This window comes from Streptomyces parvus (genome assembly GCF_032121415.1).
GTDB classification, from domain to species: domain Bacteria; phylum Actinomycetota; class Actinomycetes; order Streptomycetales; family Streptomycetaceae; genus Streptomyces; species Streptomyces globisporus_A.
In genome coordinates this window covers 574,952-590,294 of the sequence record NZ_CP135079.1, presented here as the reverse complement: position 1 = coordinate 590,294, position 15,343 = coordinate 574,952, and the positions used below count along the sequence as shown (strand labels likewise).

Annotated in this window: 16 protein-coding genes; 8 read left to right on the top strand and 8 right to left on the bottom strand. The window is 71.8% G+C overall.

The window, feature by feature from the left end; translation table 11 throughout:
• Positions 1 to 15 precede the first annotated feature (15 nt).
• The 6 genes from RNL97_RS03640 (at position 16) to RNL97_RS03615 (ending at position 5,973) form a co-directional block, all read left to right on the top strand.
• On the top strand, positions 16 to 327 hold the full coding sequence (locus RNL97_RS03640) for an urease subunit beta (RefSeq protein WP_030588539.1): 312 nt from the start codon (positions 16 to 18) through the stop codon (positions 325 to 327).
• A complete protein-coding gene (locus RNL97_RS03635) occupies positions 320 to 2,041 on the top strand; it encodes an urease subunit alpha (protein ID WP_313750366.1) in 1,722 nt (573 codons plus the stop codon). The genes RNL97_RS03640 and RNL97_RS03635 overlap by 8 nt, the downstream gene beginning before the upstream one ends.
• A 15-nt stretch (positions 2,042 to 2,056) precedes the next feature.
• The gene (locus RNL97_RS03630; protein ID WP_313750365.1) at positions 2,057 to 2,719 is read left to right on the top strand and encodes an urease accessory protein UreF; all 663 of its coding nucleotides are present in this window, start codon (positions 2,057 to 2,059) and stop codon (positions 2,717 to 2,719) included.
• Between the two features lie 59 nt (positions 2,720 to 2,778).
• Entirely contained in the window at positions 2,779 to 3,456 is a 678-nt protein-coding gene (ureG, locus tag RNL97_RS03625) for an urease accessory protein UreG (RefSeq protein WP_313750364.1), read from the top strand.
• Positions 3,453 to 4,238 carry an urease accessory protein UreD gene (locus RNL97_RS03620; RefSeq protein ID WP_243313307.1) on the top strand — a complete coding sequence of 262 codons (786 nt, stop codon included), beginning with the start codon at positions 3,453 to 3,455 and terminating at the stop codon, positions 4,236 to 4,238. Before ureG ends, RNL97_RS03620 begins: the two co-directional genes overlap by 4 nt.
• A 151-nt stretch (positions 4,239 to 4,389) precedes the next feature.
• Entirely contained in the window at positions 4,390 to 5,973 is a 1,584-nt protein-coding gene (locus RNL97_RS03615; protein ID WP_313750363.1) for an alpha/beta hydrolase, read from the top strand.
• Between the two features lie 30 nt (positions 5,974 to 6,003).
• Here RNL97_RS03615 and RNL97_RS03610 read toward each other — a convergent pair whose 3' ends face one another.
• The 7 genes from RNL97_RS03610 to RNL97_RS03580 form a co-directional block, all read right to left on the bottom strand.
• Entirely contained in the window at positions 6,004 to 7,056 is a 1,053-nt protein-coding gene (locus RNL97_RS03610) for an NAD-dependent epimerase/dehydratase family protein (protein ID WP_313750362.1), read from the bottom strand.
• Between the two features lie 64 nt (positions 7,057 to 7,120).
• Positions 7,121 to 7,837: a lysophospholipid acyltransferase family protein gene (locus RNL97_RS03605; RefSeq protein ID WP_030580481.1), complete on the bottom strand. Its 717-nt coding sequence runs from the start codon at positions 7,835 to 7,837 to the stop codon at positions 7,121 to 7,123.
• A gap of 174 nt (positions 7,838 to 8,011) precedes the next feature.
• The gene (locus RNL97_RS03600; RefSeq protein WP_032765283.1) at positions 8,012 to 8,170 is read right to left on the bottom strand and encodes a hypothetical protein; all 159 of its coding nucleotides are present in this window, start codon (positions 8,168 to 8,170) and stop codon (positions 8,012 to 8,014) included.
• A gap of 66 nt (positions 8,171 to 8,236) precedes the next feature.
• On the bottom strand, positions 8,237 to 9,187 hold the full coding sequence (locus RNL97_RS03595; RefSeq protein ID WP_030580484.1) for a cytochrome c oxidase assembly protein: 951 nt from the start codon (positions 9,185 to 9,187) through the stop codon (positions 8,237 to 8,239).
• Positions 9,188 to 9,300: 113 nt separating this feature from the next.
• Positions 9,301 to 10,326, bottom strand: a complete 1,026-nt coding sequence (locus RNL97_RS03590) for a 6-phosphofructokinase (RefSeq protein WP_030580487.1) — start codon at positions 10,324 to 10,326, stop codon at positions 9,301 to 9,303.
• 211 nt (positions 10,327 to 10,537) lie between these two features.
• Complete coding sequence (locus RNL97_RS03585) at positions 10,538 to 11,263, bottom strand: type 1 glutamine amidotransferase (RefSeq protein ID WP_030580489.1); 726 nt, start codon at positions 11,261 to 11,263, stop codon at positions 10,538 to 10,540.
• Between the two features lie 34 nt (positions 11,264 to 11,297).
• Positions 11,298 to 12,536: a MurT ligase domain-containing protein gene (locus tag RNL97_RS03580; protein ID WP_069736161.1), complete on the bottom strand. Its 1,239-nt coding sequence runs from the start codon at positions 12,534 to 12,536 to the stop codon at positions 11,298 to 11,300.
• A gap of 114 nt (positions 12,537 to 12,650) precedes the next feature.
• Between RNL97_RS03580 and def the strand changes: the two genes are divergently transcribed.
• Positions 12,651 to 13,196 (top strand): peptide deformylase, encoded by a 546-nt coding sequence (def, locus tag RNL97_RS03575; RefSeq protein ID WP_030580495.1) that lies wholly within the window; start codon positions 12,651 to 12,653, stop codon positions 13,194 to 13,196.
• 27 nt (positions 13,197 to 13,223) lie between these two features.
• Here def and RNL97_RS03570 read toward each other — a convergent pair whose 3' ends face one another.
• On the bottom strand, positions 13,224 to 13,898 hold the full coding sequence (locus RNL97_RS03570; RefSeq protein WP_030580498.1) for a TetR/AcrR family transcriptional regulator: 675 nt from the start codon (positions 13,896 to 13,898) through the stop codon (positions 13,224 to 13,226).
• Positions 13,899 to 14,082: 184 nt separating this feature from the next.
• Between RNL97_RS03570 and RNL97_RS03565 the strand changes: the two genes are divergently transcribed.
• Positions 14,083 to 15,309 carry an acyl-CoA dehydrogenase family protein gene (locus RNL97_RS03565; RefSeq protein ID WP_243313305.1) on the top strand — a complete coding sequence of 409 codons (1,227 nt, stop codon included), beginning with the start codon at positions 14,083 to 14,085 and terminating at the stop codon, positions 15,307 to 15,309.
• Positions 15,310 to 15,343 lie beyond the last annotated feature (34 nt).

Below are 15,343 nucleotides of genomic sequence, written 5' to 3'. Positions count from 1 at the left end.
CGGGGGAGCGCGCCGATGATTCCCGGAGAGATCCTGTACGGGGACGGGGACATCCCCATCAACGAGGGGCGGGCGGTCACCCGTCTCACCGTCCTCAACGCCGCCGACCGCCCCGTCCAGGTCGGCTCCCACTACCACTTCGCCGAGGCCAACCCCGGGCTGCGCTTCGACCGCGCCGCCGCCCACGGCCTGCGGCTGAACATCGCCGCCGGCACGGCGGTCCGCTTCGAACCCGGCATCCCCGCCGACGTCGAACTCGTCCCCCTCACCGGCCGCCGCGTCGTCCCCGGCCTGCGCGGCGAAACCGGAGGTGCCCTCGATGCCTGACCTCAAGCGTGCCGTGTACGCCGACCTGTTCGGCCCCACCACCGGCGACCGGATCCGGCTCGCCGACACCGATCTGCTCGTCGAGATCGAGGAGGACCGCTCCGGCGGCCCCGGACACGCGGGCGACGAGGCGGTGTTCGGCGGCGGCAAGGTGATCCGCGAGTCCATGGGCCAGGCTCGCACCACCCGGGCCGAAGGCGCGCCCGACACCGTCATCACGGGGGCCGTCGTCATCGACCACTGGGGCATCGTCAAGGCCGACATCGGCATCCGGGACGGCCGGATCACCGGCATCGGCAAGGCAGGGAACCCGGACACCATGGACGGCGTCCACCCCGACCTGGTGATCGGCCCGGAGACCGAGGTCATCGCGGGCAACGGGAAGCTGCTCACGGCCGGGGCGGTCGACGCCCACGTCCACTTCATCTCGCCCACCCTCGTCGAACAGGCGCTCTCCAGCGGCATCACCACCCTCGTGGGCGGCGGCACCGGCCCCGCCGAAGGCACCAAGGCCACCACCGTCACCCCCGGCCCCTGGCATCTGGCCCGGATGTTCGAGGCGCTGGAGACCTTCCCCGTCAACATCGGACTGCTCGGCAAGGGCAACACGATGTCGCAGGACGCCATGTACTCCCAACTGCGCGGCGGAGCACTGGGATTCAAGATCCACGAGGACTGGGGCGCCACGCCCGCCGTGATCGACGCCTGCCTCACCGTCTGCGAGCGGACCGGTGCCCAGCTCGCCATCCACACGGACACCCTCAACGAGGCCGGGTTCGTCGCCGACACCCTCGCCGCCATCGCCGGCCGGACGATCCACGCGTACCACACCGAGGGGGCGGGCGGCGGGCACGCGCCCGACATCATCAGCGTGGTCTCCGAGCCGTACGTCCTGCCCAGCTCGACCAACCCCACCCGGCCGCACACCGTCAACACCATCGAGGAGCACCTCGACATGCTGATGGTGTGCCACCACCTCAACCCCGCCGTCCCCGAGGACCTGGCGTTCGCCGAGTCCCGGATCCGGCCCTCCACCATCGCGGCCGAGGACATCCTCCACGACCTCGGCGCCATCTCGATCATCTCCTCGGACTCCCAGGCCATGGGACGTATCGGCGAGGTGGTCCTGCGGACCTGGCAGACCGCCCATGTGATGAAGAAGCGGCGCGGAGCCCTGCCCGGGGACGGCCGGGCCGACAACCACCGGGTCCGTCGCTATGTCGCCAAATACACCATCAACCCGGCCGTCGCCCAAGGCATGGGCGGCGAGATCGGCTCCGTGGAGACCGGGAAGCTCGCCGACCTCGTGCTCTGGGACCCGGCGTTCTTCGGCGTGAAGCCGCAGACCGTCATCAAGGGCGGCCAGATCGCGTACGCGCAGATGGGCGACGCCAACGCCTCCATCCCGACGCCCCAGCCGGTGATGCCCCGGCCGATGTTCGGCGCGCTGGGCCGGGCGGCCGCGCGCGGCTCGTTCAACTTCGTCTCCGCTGCCGCGATCGAGGACGGGCTGCCCGAACGGATCGCCCTGGAGAAGCGGTTCACGCCGATCACCAGCACCCGGGGGGTCACCAAGGCGGACATGCGGGAGAACGACGCCGTGCCCCGCGTCGAGGTCGACCCCGACAGCTTCGCCGTCACCATCGACGGCGATCCGGTCGAACCGGCCCCGGCGGCGGAACTGCCCATGGCCCAGCGCTACTTCCTCTTCTGAGGGGCGGCCGCCGCCATGTCACGCGCCGCTCTCCTCGTCCTCGCCGACGGCCGGTTCCCCGCCGGAGGCCACGCCCACTCCGGTGGCGCCGAACCGGCCGTCGCCGAGGGCCGCGTCCAGGACGCCGACTCCCTCGCCGCCTTCTGCCGGGGCCGTCTGCACACCGCGGGTCTCACCGCCGCGGCCCTCGCCGCGGCGGCGGCCCACGGCCTCGACCCGCTCGCCCTCGACGAGGCCGCCGACGCCCGTACGCCCTCGCCCGCCCTGCGGGCCACCGCCCGGAAGCTGGGCCGGCAGATGGTGCGGGCCGCCCGCGCCACCTGGCCCAGCCCCGAACTGGACGCGCTCGCCGCGGCCCGGCCGCGCGGCGCCCACCAGCCCGTCGTCCTCGGGCTCACCGCGCGGTCGGCTGGCCTCGGCCCCGAGGACGCCGCGCACTGTGTCGCGTACGAGACCGTCAGCGCGCCCGCCACCGCCATCGTCCGGCTCCTCTCCCTCGACCCCTTCCACGCCACCGCCGTCCTCGCCCGGCTCGCCCCCGAGCTGGACCGGGTCGCGGAACAGGCCGCCGAGGCAGCCCGGCAGGGCATCGACGCCCTGCCCGCCGCCTCGGCCCCGCTCCTCGACATCACCGCCGAGGCGCACGCCACCTGGCCGGTACGCCTCTTCGCCTCGTAGCCCCCCGCTCGGCCACCACAGCCTCGTAGCCACCCGCTCGACCACCACAGGGAGCCCCCATGCACCTCGGACACACCCACGACGGCCCCGCCGCCGTCAGCGCCGACGCCACCCGCCCCGACGGCACCCGCCGCGCGCTGCGCATCGGGCTGGGCGGCCCCGTCGGCTCCGGCAAGACGGCGACCGTCGCCGCCCTGTGCCGGGAACTGCGCGCCGAAGTGTCCATCGCCGTGGTCACCAACGACATCTACACCCGCGAGGACGCCGACTTCCTGCTCCGGCAAGCGGTCCTGCCGCCCGAGCGGATCCAGGCCGTGGAGACCGGCGCCTGCCCGCACACGGCGATCCGCGACGACATCTCCGCCAACCTCGAAGCGGTCGAGGAGCTGGAGGAGACGGCCGGCCCCCTCGACCTGATCCTGGTGGAGTCCGGCGGCGACAACCTCACCGCCACCTTCTCCAAGGGGCTGGTCGACGCGCAGATCTTCATCATCGACGTGGCGGGCGGCGACGACATCCCGCGCAAGGGCGGCCCCGGCGTCACCACCGCCGACCTCCTCGTCGTCAACAAGACCGACCTCGCCCCCTACGTCGGCTCCGACCTGGAGCGGATGGCCCTGGACGCCAAGAAGCAGCGCGGCGACCTCCCCGTCGCCTTCACCTCTCTGACCTCGGCCGAGGGCGTCGGACCGGTCGCCGACTGGGTGCGCGCACAGCTCGCCGCCTGGACCGCGTGAGCGTCCACGCGCGGGCCCGGCTCCGCGCCGAGCCCGACGGGCGGGGCGGAACCGCCCTGCCCGTCCTGGAGAGCGGCGGCCCGCTCGCCCTGCGCCGCACCCGTTCGCCGCACTCCCCGTACGCCCGGGTCACCGTGGTCGGCGCGATGAGCGCCCCGCTGAACGGCGACCGCCTCGCCATCGCGGCCGAGGTCGCCGAGGGCGCCCGCCTCACCGTCGACGCGGCGGCGGCCACCGTCGCCCTCCCGGGCCCCCGGGCGGACACCGGCCCGTCCACGTACACCGTGGACCTGACCGTGGGGGAGGGGGCGGCCCTGCACTGGCTGCCCGAACAGCTCGTCTCCGCCCACGGCAGCCGTCTGCGCCAGACCACCCGGGTCCAACTCGCCCCCACCGCACGCCTTCTGCTGCGCGAGGAACAGATCCTCGGCCGCCACGGCGAACCCACCGGCGCCCTCACCACCCGCCTCACCGTCCACCGCGCGGGCCGCCCCCTCCTCGACCAGCAACTGGCCTACGGACCCGACGCCCCCGACGGCTGGGACGGCCCCGCCGTCCTCGCCGGCCACCGGGCCGTCGGCCAACTCCTCCTCGCCGACCCGTCCTTCGACGACACCCCGCTCCCCGCCCGCCTCCTCGGCCCCACCGCCGCCCTCACCCCGTTGGCCGGCCCCGCCGTCCTGGTCACCGCCGTGGCCGCCGACGCCCGCCTGCTGCGCCGGACCCTGGACCACGCGATGCGCGAACTGCTGGACGGACTCGACGAGGAAGGCTTCGGCTGAGTCCGCTCAGCGAACTTCCTTCACCGGTTATGGGTTCGGTAAAGAAACAGGTGTACGCCCTGGCCCCAGGTGCCCCGTAGGCGAAAGGATCCCCGCGACGCACCGATGACCACGCCGCCCCCGGCGGCGGATCGGATGAAGGGGGATTCACGTGAGACGTACGACAGTGCTCGGCTCGGCCGGGGCTCTCGTCGCGGGCACGCTCATAGCGGGGGCGATGGCCGCGCCCGCGGCGAGCGCCGACGGCCCTCACCACGGCCGGGGCGACGCCGAGGCGCGCGGGGTCGCCGTCGCGGCGCAGCGGGCGGCGAAGACCGGGATCGACTGGAAGGACTGCCCGGAGGACTGGGGCCTGACCGCTCCCATCCAGTGCGGCTGGGTGACCGTGCCGCTCGACTACGCCAGGCCGAACGGCAAGAAGATCAAGCTCGCCGTCGACCGGCACGTCAGTACCGGCACGAAGCGCGAGCGGCAGGGCGCCCTGCTCTACAACCCGGGTGGGCCCGGCGGTTCGGGGATGCGCTTCCCCACCCGGATCACCGCCAAGAACCCGCTCTGGACGAAGACCGCGAAGGCGTACGACTTCGTCGGCTTCGACCCGCGCGGCGTCGGCCACTCGGCCCCGATCTCCTGCGTCGACCCGCAGGAGTTCGTCAAGGCCCCCCAGGCCGACCCGGTCCCCGACAGCGAGGCCGACAAGCGCGCCCAGCGCAAGCTGGCCCGCGAGTACGCCGAGGGGTGCGGCGAGCGCAGCGGCGAGATGCTGCCGCACATGACGACGCCGAACACGGCACGCGACCTGGACGTCATCCGGGCCGCGCTCGGGGAGAAGAAGCTCAACTTCCTCGGCGTCTCCTACGGCACCTACCTGGGCGCCGTCTACGGCACGCTCTTCCCGACCCACGTCCGGCGCATGGTCGTCGACAGCGTGGTCGACCCGTCGCGGAAGAACATCTGGTACCGGGCAAACCTCAACCAGGACATCGCCTTCCAGACCCGCTGGGACGACTGGAAGGCGTGGGTCGCCGAGCACGACTCCGTCTACGGCATCGGCGAGACCCCGCAGAAGGTCGAGAAGGCCTGGCTGGAGCTGCGGGCCGCCGCGAAGAAGAAGCCCATCGGCGGCGTCGTCGGGCCCGCCGAACTCATCGGCTTCTTCCAGGGCGCCCCGTACTACGACTCCGCCTGGGCCCCCACCGCCAAGACCTGGAGCGCCTACCGGGCCGGTGACACCCAGGCGCTGATCGACGCCGCCGCCCCCGACATGAGCGACATCGCGGGCAACGCCGCCTCCGAGAACGGCAACGCGGTCTACAGCGCCGTCGAGTGCGCCGACGCCCGGTGGCCCACCGACTGGCGCACCTGGGACCGGGACAACACCCGGCTGCACGAGAAGTACCCGTTCATGACGTGGGCCAACGCCTGGATGAACCTGCCCTGCGCCACCTGGCCCGCCAAGCAGCAGACCCCGCTGGACGTGAAGACCCGCAAGGGCCTGCCGCCGGTCCTCATCGTGCAGTCCACCCGGGACGCCGCCACCCCGTACGCGGGCGCGGTCGAGCTGCACAAGCGGTTCAAGGGCTCCCGGCTCATCACCGAGAAGGACGCCGGGTCCCACGGCGTCACCGGACTGGTCAACCCCTGCGTCAACGAGCGGGTGGACACCTATCTGCTCACCGGGAAGACCGACCGGCGCGACGTGACGTGCACCCCGCACGCCACGCCGAAGCCGTAAGTCTCTCGGGGGGCGTACGGCCGGGCCCGCTCAGCGGCGGTCCCGGTCGTACGCCGCCAGCCAGGCGTCCTCCGCCGCGTAGTCGAAGAGGCCCTCGCCGTAGTTCGTGAGCATCTTCGGGAACGCCTCCCGCCAGTCGCGCCCCGCCAGCTCCCCGGCGAGCCACTCGACCGTCTCCGGCAGCGACTCCGCGTACCCCGTCACCGGCCGGTAGCCGAGCTGCTCCCCGGCCGCCGTCATGTCGTAGACCACGGGATGGGCACCGCTCCACGGTGTCTCGCCCACATGCCCCTCGGGCGCCGGTCCGTCGATCAGCACCGTCTCCGTCTCCCGCCCGAGCACCGCGTCGATCGCCGACGCGATCTCCGCGACCGTGGGCGCCTCGGGATCCGCCGCGTTCAGCACGCGCGATCCCGGGTGGTGCGCGGCCAGCCGGATCAGCTCCGCCGCGTTGGACACATGCACCGGGTGGAAGCGGCTCTTCCCGCCGTACGCGAGGACCCGGCGCCGCCGCCCGTCCAGCAGCCGTTTCACGAGGTACAGCTCGCGCGGTGTGCGGCAGTACGGGCCGTGGACCGCGCCCGCGCGCAGCAGTGTCACCGGCAGCGCCCCGCCCGCCGCCAGCAACTCCCGCTCCAGCAGGATCTTCCGCGTGCCGTACGTGGCGTTCCCCGGAGCCACCGTGCGCTGGGTCTCGGGCAAGGGCACGGGATAGCGCGGGAAGCCGTCCGGTTCGGCCTGGGTGTCGAAGCTGCGGCCCTGCCCGTCCTCGTACACTGCACCGCTGGAGATCACGACCGCCGAGCCGATCCGGCCGGCCAGCCCGGCCAACTGCCGGGCGTGCGCGCCGTCGAACGCGACCATGTCGACCAGCACGTCACAGCCGTCGCCCAACGCCTTCTCCAGCGCCCCCTCCTCGTCGCGGTCGAGCGCCACCGCCCGGACCCCGGGGTCCCACCCCTCGTCCCGCCCCCCGCCGCGTGAGACCGCGGTGACCTCCCAGCCGTCTGCGGCCAGCGCGCGGACCGCTGCCCGTCCGATCTGGCCCGTCGCTCCCAGCACCCATGCGTGTCCGTTGCTCATGCGACCGACGCTAGGGGAGCGGTGCCTCCCGGACGAGACCGCTCTGCCGGTGGCGAATTCGCCCTCAGCGTCGCAGCTTCGGGAACTTCCTCGGCGGCGCGGCAGCCTGCTCGGCCGCCTTCACCTTGGCCGCGTACTCGTCCACGTACTCCTGGCCGGAGAGTTCGAGGATCGCGTACATGATCTCGTCCGTCACCGCCCGGATCGCCGCCTTCTGGTTCTCCATGCCCGCGTAGCGGGAGAAGTCGAGCGGTTCGCCGAAGCGGATCGCGACCCGCTTGATCTTGGGCACGACCTGGCCGGGCGGCTGGATCTCGAAGGTGCCCACCATCGCGCACGGGATCACCGGCACCTGCGCGGTGATCGCCATCACCGCGACCCCGACCTTGCCCTTGTAGAGACGGCCGTCGTGCGAGCGGGTGCCCTCCGGGTAGATCCCCAGCAGCTCGCCCTTGTCCAGCACGCCGAGCCCCTCGCGGATCGCCGCCTGCCCGGCGTCCTTGCCGGACCGGTCCACCGGGATCTGGCCCGCGCTGCGGAAGAAGGCGGCCGTGAGCCGGCCCTTGATCCCCGGACCCGTGAAGTATTCGGCCTTCGCCAGGAAGGTGATGCGGCGCTTGAGGATGGCCGGCATCAGGAAATGGTCCGAGAAGGAGAGGTGGTTGCCCGCGACGATCGCCGCTCCGTCCTCCGGGATGCTCTCCAGGCCCTCGATCCGGGGGCGGAACAAGAGCCGCAGAACTGGTCCCAGAACGACATACTTCAGGACGTAATAAAACACCTTGTGGGTGCACCTCGCTCTGCCGGGCCGACTCAGGACTGCGTACCACCAGGTCATGGTGGTGCCGGGACCCTACCCGCAGGGACCCGGCACCACCATGCGACCGTAGAGAACCGGTCTCCCGACGCGTACCCGCCTCCGGGTCCGCCAGGCGTGGCCATCCGCCGCGACGTCTCAGGTGTCCCGCGTGGCCAGCATGCCGATGGTGCACAGTCCCAGCACCACCCAGCCGAACCAGAGCCAGCCGCTGCTTCCCAGCGCCACCGTGTACGCGGTCACCGCGACCAGCGCCCCGACGGTCATGTACCCCATGGTCTTCGTCGATCCGGACATGCGCGCACGCTCCTCGTCGGCCGCGCGGCCGTTGTCCCCATGGTCACCCCGTATGCGCTCTCCGCGCTACTGCCCGCGCGCCTGCAAGGACGCGAGATAGGCGTTGTACGCCGCCAGCTCCTTGTCGCCGTCGCGGTCGGCGGCCCGGTCCGAGCGCCGGGCGGCACGCTGTTCGGAGTTGTACCACTGGTAGACCAGCGCGATCAGCACCAGCACCGAGGGGATCTCGCTGAACGCCCAGGCGATCCCGCCCGCCCAGTTCTGGTCGCTCAGGGCGTCGATGCCCAGCGAGGCGGGCGGGTTCTCGTACGTCTTCACCATCGGCGTCGACGCCATCATCAGCGCGATCCCGAAGAACGCGTGGAACGGCATCCCGGCGAACAGCTCCAGCATCCGCATCACGTAACCGGGGCGGTGCGGGCCCGGGTCCACGCCCATGATCGGCCAGAAGAAGACCAGGCCGACCGCGAGGAAGTGCACCATCATCCCGATGTGGCCCGGCTTGGAGCCCATCAGGAAGTCGAAGATCGGCGTGAAGTAGAGCGCGTAGAGGCTCGCGATGAACAGCGGGATCGTGAACACCGGATGCGTGATGATCTTCATGTACCGGCTGTGCAGCAGCTTCAGCAGCAGTTCGCGCGGCCCGGTGCGGCCCCGGCCGGCCGGCGGCAGCGCGCGCAGCGCCAGCGTCACCGGGGCGCCGAGCAGCAGCAGGATGGGCGACAGCATGCTGATCACCATGTGCTGCACCATGTGCACGCTGAACATGACCATGCCGTAGTCGTTGAGCTTGGTGCACATCACCAGGGCGATGCTGAGCACGCCCACCGTGAAGAACACGATCCGGCTCACCGGCCAGCCGTCCCCGCGCCGACGCAGCCGCACCACGCCGTACCCGTACAGGGCGAGCGCCAGGACGCAGCCGGTCAGGAAGAACGGTTCGACGGAGAGCTCCAGCCCCCGTCCCAGCGTGAACGGCGGCAGATCCATGTTCATGCCGTGCCCGCTGTGATCCATCTGTTCACTCCCGATGGGGACACGTCCCCGTTTCGTGCCGGTTGTCCGGTCCAGAGTAGAACTGCCCCCCGGCCGCGGTTGCGGCCGGGGGGCAGTTCCGGGACGACGTGTTCCTACAGCACGCACTCCGCCTCGGCGTACCGCTCTGCCGGGACCGTCTTCAGCGTCTCGACCGCCTCCGCCAGGGGGACCATCACGATGTCGGTGCCGCGCAGCGCCGTCAGCATCCCGAACTCGCCCCGGTGCGCCGCCTCCACCGCGTGCCAGCCGAACCGGGTCGCGAGGACGCGGTCGTAGGCGGTCGGCGTGCCGCCGCGCTGGACGTGGCCGAGGATGACCGGGCGGGCCTCCTTGCCGAGCCGCTGCTCCAGCTCGCCGGAGAGCTGCGTGGCCACCCCGGCGAACCGCTCGTGGCCGTAGACGTCCTTGACGCCCTGCTCGAACTGCATGGAGCCCTCCCGCGGCTTGGCGCCCTCGGCGACCACCACGATGGCGAACTTCTTGCCCGCCGAGAACCGCTTGCCGACCAGCTCGGTCAGCTCGTCGATGTCGAAGGGGCGCTCGGGCACCACGATCGCGTGGGCGCCGGCGGCCATGCCCGAGTGCAGGGCGATCCAGCCGGTGTGACGGCCCATGACCTCGACGATCAGCACCCTCTGGTGCGACTCGGCGGTGGTCTTCAACCGGTCCAGCGCCTCGGTCGCGACACCGACGGCGGTGTCGAAGCCGAAGGTGACGTCGGTGGAGGCGATGTCGTTGTCGATGGTCTTGGGGACCCCGACGATGGGCAGCCCGGCCTCGGAGAGGAGGTTGGCCGCCTTCAGCGTGCCCTCGCCGCCGATCGGGATGATGGCGTCCAGGCCGAGGTCCGCGACATGGCCGCGGGCGCGCTCCACCCCGTCGCGCAGATGGGCGGGCTGGACGCGGGAGGAGCCGAGGATAGTGCCGCCGCGGGCCAGGATGCCGCCCACCGCGTCGAGGTCGAGCTTGCGGTAGTCCGCCTCCAGCAGGCCCTTCCAGCCGTCGTGGAAGCCGATGACCTCGTCGCCGTGGTCCACCACCGCGCGGTGCACGACGGAACGGATGACGGCATTGAGGCCGGGGCAGTCGCCGCCGGAGGTGAGTACGCCAATGCGCATGGCCCGGAACCTTTGCAACGTATAAGTCGACGACCGGACCACGCCGTCCGGTTGGATCCCCGCCACCCTACCGGCGCAGGGTGGCGGGACCGAACCGGCCGTCCGCCTGCTGGACTTCGCTCAACCGAGCGGAAAACTCTTCAGGCGGGCTGTCGCTCAACCGAGCACAAGCCCCCTCAGGAGGGCTTTGCTCATGCGAGCGGAATGCGCCTCAGGCGGGCTGGGTCGCGGCCGAGATGCGCTCGGCGCGCAGCGCCTCGTACCAGCGGTCGTCGGTCGGCGGCAGCGCGTTCACGTCGAGGGCCAGCTTCAGCAGCAGATCGGCGATCTGCGGGTTGCGGGCCATCACCGGGCCGTGCATGTACGTCCCGAAGACCGTGTCGTTGTACGCGCCCTCCGTGCCGTCCCCGGTGCCGTTGCCCCGGCCGAACTGCACCCGGGCGAACGGCCGTGCCGTCGGGCCGAGATGGGTGACGCCCTGGTGGTTCTCGAACCCGGTCAGCGGCTCCAGCCCGAGCTGCGGGTCGATGTCCGCCAGTACGTCGCCGACGCACCGCGCGCCCTCGCCGCGGGTGGATACCACGTCGAGCAGACCGAGACCCTGCTCGCGCTCACCGAGGTCGTTGACGAACTCGTGGCCGAGGATCTGGTAGCCCGCGCAGACCGAGAAGATGATCGCGCCGTTGGACGCGGCCCGGGCCAGCCCGCCGTCACGGCGCAGCCGCTCCGCCGCGAGGCGCTGCGGCCTGTCCTCCCCGCCGCCGATCAGATAGATGTCGCCGGACGTCGGCACCGGCTGGTCGCTGCGCACGTCGACACGCTGCACGTCCAGGCCGCGCTGCCGGGCGCGCCGCTCCACGACCAGGGCGTTGCCCTGGTCGCCGTAGGTGCTCAGCAGGTCGGGGTAGACCCAGACCAGACGCAGACCGTTGTTCATACTTCGTCCTCTCCGGAGATGGCCGGGGCCGGGGTCAGTTGCCGACACGGCGGCGCAGATCCTGGAAGGCGGTGTAGTTGGCGATGACCTCGATGCGGCCGGGCGGGGCGTACTGCACGGCCTCGTCCAGGTTCTCGCAGACCCGGAAGTCGAGACCGGCCACTTCGAGACGGACCGCGAGGTCCAGCTTCCGGTCGCCGAGCACGAAGATCGGGTGCCCGGCCAGCTGGGTGTAGTCCACGTCCCACAGCCAGGAGGTGTCCGTGCCGTCCGCGCCGCGGGCGTTCACCGAGAGGATCACCGGCGTGGGCGGCGGGTCGATCAGCGAGAACGTCTCCAGCCAGCCGGCCGGGTTCTTCGCCAGCAGGAGCCGCAGCTCACGGTTCTGGAAGGTGACGACGTCGTAGCGTCCGGCGACCGCCTGCACCTGGTACATCCGCTCCAGCGCGACCTGCGGCGGCACACCGAAGACGGCGGCCACGGCGGCCGAGCTGGCGGCGTTCGCCTTGTTGGCGCGGCCGGGCAGCTGGAGGTGGATCGGCCACGCCGAACCGTGCGGGTCCAGGACGTAGTCGCCGTTCAGCGCCCAGCTCGGGGCGGGGCGGCGGAAGCCGCACTGCCCGCAGAACCAGTCGTCGCCGGGGCGCTGCATCACACCGCCGCAGGACGGGCAGGACCAGGCGTCGTCCTTCCACGCCTGACCGGCCGCCACCCACACCACGTTGGACGAGGAGGAGGCCGCCCAGACGACCAGCGGGTCGTCCGCGTTGGCGATGATCACGGCCTTCGAGCCGGACAGGCCCTCGCGCCAGTGCTCGGCCATCATCCGCGTCTCCGCCGCGCGGTCCAGCTGGTCGCGGGAGAGGTTGAGCAGCGCGATGGCCTTGGGCGTGGTGTCCCGGGCCACCCCCGCCAGATACTTCTCGTCGACCTCGATCACACCGAACTTCGCGTCCGAGCCGCCCGCCAGCGCCGAGGTGATGCCCGCGGGCATGTTCGCCCCGAGCGCGTTCGACACGACGGGCCCGGCGGCCCGCAGCGCCTCGGCGATCAGCCGGGTGGTGGTCGTCTTGCCGTTCGTCGCCGACACGAGGATCACGTCCAGGTGCTGCGCCAGCCGCCCCAGCAGGTCGGGGTCGAGTTTGAGCGCCACCCGGCCGCCGATCACCGATCCGCTGCCCCGCCCCGCGGCGCGTGACACCGCCGCCGCGGCCTTGCCCGCCGTCACGGCCAGTTTGGCCCGCGGCGACAACGGCTCCGTGTTGCCTGCCATCGTCCTAGATCCTCCTTGCATCGGTCCGCGCCCAGCCTATCGATGTCCGCCGCATCGACCGCACCGCGGCACCACGGGAACTGACCGGCCCCGGCGGAACGTACCCTTGCCGCCATGCGAAACCGCCCGATCCCCGGCAGTTCCGGACTCGTCCGTGAGATGAGTCTGCTCGGCGACCCGTTGCTCCACCGGCCCTGCGAGGACGTCACGGACTTCGGTCCGTCGCTCGCGAAGCTGGTCGAGGACATGTTCGCCACGATGTACGCCGCACAGGGTGTCGGGCTCGCCGCCAACCAGATCGGCGTCCCGCTCAAGGTGTTCGTCTACGACTGCCCGGACGACGACGATGTCCGCCATCTGGGACACGTGGTCAATCCCGAACTGGTCGAGGCGGACGGACTCACCGTACGCGGACCGGAGGGCTGTCTGTCACTTCCAGGGCTGGAAGCGGGCACGGAACGCTTCGACCACGCGGTCGTCGAGGGACTGACGATGACCGGCGAGCCGGTCCGGATCGCCGGGACGGGATGGTTCGCCCGGTGCCTCCAGCACGAGTGCGACCACCTGGAGGGCACCGTCTACCCCGACCGGCTGACCGGACTGCGGCGCTCCCGGGTGCTGCGCGCCGCGCGCAGGGCGTCCTGGGCACGGCGGGGCTGAGCCCGCCGGGACCGGTGTCCCGGGACCTCAGAACCCCGGCCCGCCCTTGACGTCGCGGTCGCCCGCCTCCGCCAGCCGCCCCCACAGCAGATCGGCGAGGCTGCTGACCAGCCGCTGGCGGGAGCAGGGCCGGTCGGCGAGCCACCAGTCGCCCGCCGCGTGCATCATGCCGACGATCCCGTGGCCCCAGATGCGGGCCATCTGCTCGCTGTCCGGTCCCAGGTCGACCCGCTCGGCGATCACCTGGCCCAGTTCCTCACCGAGGCGGCGCAGCAGCGGTGCGGAGTGCCGGCCGACGTCGAAGCCCTGCTCGGCGGAGGGGGAGGGGTCGGCGGTGTCGGCCGCTCCGTCGGCGGGGTGCATCAGGAAGCGGTAGACCTGCGGGCGGGCCTCGATCGCGGCGAGATAGGTGTCGAGCGTGGACTCCACCCGCGCACGCCGCTCGGCGGGCGCGTCCAGGGCGGCGCGCAACGCGCCGAGCAGCGCGTCGGTGTGGCGCTTGGCCAGGGCGCGGTAGAGGCCGCCCTTGTCCCCGAAGTGGCGGTAGAGGATCGGCTTGGTGATTCCGGCCTCGGCGGCGATGGCGTTCATCGAGGCCTGCGGGCCGTCCCTGAGCACCACCCGGTCCGCCGCTTCCAGCAACTCGCGGCGACGGCGCTCGGCCGCGGTCCGCTGTCGCTCGGAGCTTCGTGCGGTCTCCATGTCGTCTCTCCCACCCCTGGCCACGCGATGTCGTCGCACCGCTCCTGCACGCCCGCGCAACGTAACACTCCAGGGGGCGGGCGCCGGATCGGCTCCATGACGGTTGACAGTACCTACTTGCCGGTAACAGACTGTGGTTACCGCGAGTAACGCGTGGTTTTCGCCGCAGTGCCTGGAGGGAAACATGGCCGAGTTCACGCTTGAGCTCAACGACGACCAGAAGCAGGTCAAGGAGTGGCTCCACGGCTTCGCGGCGGATGTCATCCGCCCCGCCGCCGCCGAGTGGGACGAGCGTGAGGAAACGCCCTGGCCCGTCATCCAGGAAGCGGCCAAGGTCGGCATCTACTCCCTGGACTTCTACGCCCAGCAGTTCTTCGACCCTACGGGTCTGGGCATCCCCATGGCTATGGAGGAGCTCTTCTGGGGCGACGCCGGCATCGCCCTGTCGATCGTCGGTACGGGCCTGGCGGCCGTCGGCGTCCTCGCCAACGGTACCGAGGAGCAGATCGGCACCTGGATCCCGCAGATGTACGGCGACGCCGACGATGTGAAGGTCGCCGCCTTCTGCTCCTCCGAGCCCGACGCCGGCTCCGACGTCGCCTCGATGCGCACCCGGGCCGTCTACGACGAGGCCAAGGACGAGTGGGTCCTCAACGGCACCAAGACCTGGGCGACCAACGGCGGCATAGCAGGCGTCCACGTGGTCGTCGCCGTCGTCGACCCCGACATCGGCTCCAAGGGCCACGCCTCCTTCATCGTGCCGCCGAACACCCCCGGGCTCTCCCAGGGCCAGAAGTTCAAGAAGCACGGCATCCGCGCCTCCCACACCGCCGAGGTGGTCCTGGATGACGTCCGCGTCCCCGGGCACTGCCTGCTCGGCGGCAAGGAGAAGCTCGACGAGCGCCTCGCCCGCGCCCGGGAGCGCGCCAAGGCGGGCGGCGAGCGGCTCAAGAACGCGGCGATGGCCACCTTCGAGGCCTCCCGCCCGGCCGTCGGCGCGATGGCCGTCGGCACCGCCCGCGCCGCCTACGAGGTCGCCCTCGACTACGCGAAGACCCGCAGCCAGTTCGGCCGCCCGATCATCGACAACCAGGGCATCGCCTTCCAGCTCGCCGACATGCGCACCCGCATCGACGCGGCCCGGCTGCTGGTCTGGCGAGCCTCCTGGATGGCCACCACCGGCAAGCCGTTCACCTCGGCCGAGGGCTCCATGTCGAAGCTCTACGCGAGCGAGACCGCCCGGGACGTCACCGCGCAGGCGATCCAGATCCTCGGCGGCAACGGCTTCACCCGCGAGTACCCGGTCGAGCGCATGCACCGCGACGCGGCCATCTACACCATCTTCGAGGGCACCAGCGAGATCCAGCGCCTGGTGATCGCCCGCACGCTCTCGGGCATGCCGATCCGCTAGCGGAGAAGCGGACGTACGGAAGGGGCGGCCGGGG

Excerpts from the sequence above, each read along its gene's own strand:
- RNL97_RS03640 (WP_030588539.1), top strand. The coding sequence starts at position 16 with ATGATTCCCGGAGAGATCCTGTACGGGGACGGGGACATCCCCATCAAC.
- RNL97_RS03635 (WP_313750366.1), top strand. The coding sequence starts at position 320 with ATGCCTGACCTCAAGCGTGCCGTGTACGCCGACCTGTTCGGCCCCACC.
- RNL97_RS03630 (WP_313750365.1), top strand. The coding sequence starts at position 2,057 with ATGTCACGCGCCGCTCTCCTCGTCCTCGCCGACGGCCGGTTCCCCGCC.
- ureG (WP_313750364.1), top strand. The coding sequence starts at position 2,779 with ATGCACCTCGGACACACCCACGACGGCCCCGCCGCCGTCAGCGCCGAC.
- RNL97_RS03610 (WP_313750362.1), bottom strand. The coding sequence starts at position 7,056 with ATGAGCAACGGACACGCATGGGTGCTGGGAGCGACGGGCCAGATCGGA.
- RNL97_RS03600 (WP_032765283.1), bottom strand. The coding sequence starts at position 8,170 with ATGTCCGGATCGACGAAGACCATGGGGTACATGACCGTCGGGGCGCTG.
- RNL97_RS03595 (WP_030580484.1), bottom strand. The coding sequence starts at position 9,187 with ATGGATCACAGCGGGCACGGCATGAACATGGATCTGCCGCCGTTCACG.
- RNL97_RS03590 (WP_030580487.1), bottom strand. The coding sequence starts at position 10,326 with ATGCGCATTGGCGTACTCACCTCCGGCGGCGACTGCCCCGGCCTCAAT.
- RNL97_RS03585 (WP_030580489.1), bottom strand. The coding sequence starts at position 11,263 with ATGAACAACGGTCTGCGTCTGGTCTGGGTCTACCCCGACCTGCTGAGC.
- RNL97_RS03580 (WP_069736161.1), bottom strand. The coding sequence starts at position 12,536 with ATGGCAGGCAACACGGAGCCGTTGTCGCCGCGGGCCAAACTGGCCGTG.
- def (WP_030580495.1), top strand. The coding sequence starts at position 12,651 with ATGCGAAACCGCCCGATCCCCGGCAGTTCCGGACTCGTCCGTGAGATG.
- RNL97_RS03570 (WP_030580498.1), bottom strand. The coding sequence starts at position 13,898 with ATGGAGACCGCACGAAGCTCCGAGCGACAGCGGACCGCGGCCGAGCGC.
- RNL97_RS03565 (WP_243313305.1), top strand. The coding sequence starts at position 14,083 with ATGGCCGAGTTCACGCTTGAGCTCAACGACGACCAGAAGCAGGTCAAG.